General features: G+C 53.4%; 1 protein-coding gene. It reads left to right on the top strand.

The window, feature by feature from the left end:
- A partial coding sequence (locus tag ACAW87_RS25750) for a hypothetical protein (RefSeq protein WP_370726546.1) occupies positions 1–1209 on the top strand: 1209 nt, incomplete at both ends.

The following is a 1209-nucleotide window of genomic DNA, read 5'->3' as shown; positions in this document are numbered from 1 at the left end:
AGGTAATGTACTGGCTGCTCCTGTGAGCATTGGTGCGGGTGTGAACCTGTTCAACGTGGTGTCTACTAACCCATTCGGTTGCACCACAGCTACACCGATCTCGGTGACGGGTGTGGATGCGCCTGTAGTAGCCCCGATCAATCTAAGCTTGTGCGTAGGTACGTCACTTGACCTGACTAGCCTGTCTGGTCTGACAGGTCTGACGAATGTCTTCCGCACAGGTGGTCTGTTAGGCTTAGGTAATGTACTGGCTGCTCCTGTGAGCATCGGTGCGGGTGTGAATCTGTTCAACGTGGTGTCTACTAACCCATTCGGTTGTACCACGGCCACACCGATCAGTGTCTCAGGGGTGGATGCGCCTGTGGTAGCTCCGATCAATCTAAGCTTGTGCGTAGGTACGTCGCTCGATCTGACTAGCTTAACTGGTCTGACGGGTCTGACCAATGTCTTCCGCACAGGTGGTCTGTTAGGCTTAGGTAATGTACTGGCTGCTCCTGTGAGCATCGGTGCGGGTGTGAACCTGTTCAATGTGGTGTCTACTAACCCGTTTGGTTGTACGACAGCTACACCAATCAGTGTCTCAGGGGTGGATGCGCCTGTAGTAGCCCCGATCAATCTAAGCTTGTGCGTAGGTACGTCACTTGATCTGACCAGCCTGTCTGGTCTGACAGGTCTGACGAATGTCTTCCGCACAGGTGGTCTGTTAGGCTTAGGTAATGTACTGGCTGCTCCTGTAAGCATCGGTGCGGGTGTGAATCTGTTCAACGTGGTGTCTACTAACCCATTCGGTTGTACCACGGCCACACCGATCAGTGTCTCAGGGGTGGATGCGCCGGTGGTAGCACCGATCAACTTGTCTCTCTGTGTAGGTACGTCACTTGACCTGACTAGCCTGTCTGGTCTGACAGGTCTGACGAATGTCTTCCGCACAGGTGGTCTGTTAGGCTTAGGTAATGTACTGGCTGCTCCTGTGAGCATCGGTGCGGGTGTGAACCTGTTCAATGTGGTGTCTACTAACCCGTTTGGTTGTACGACAGCTACACCAATCAGTGTCTCAGGGGTGGATGCGCCTGTAGTAGCCCCGATCAATCTAAGCTTGTGCGTAGGTACGTCACTTGATCTGACCAGCCTGTCTGGTCTGACAGGTCTGACGAATGTCTTCCGCACAGGTGGTCTGTTAGGCTTAGGTAATGTACTGGCTGCTCCTGT

Source organism: Fibrella aquatica (assembly GCF_041321135.1).
GTDB classification, from domain to species: Bacteria; Bacteroidota; Bacteroidia; order Cytophagales; family Spirosomataceae; genus Fibrella; species Fibrella aquatica.
Note: the sequence above shows the minus strand (reverse complement) of the source record. Positions and strands in the feature narration are given on the sequence as shown.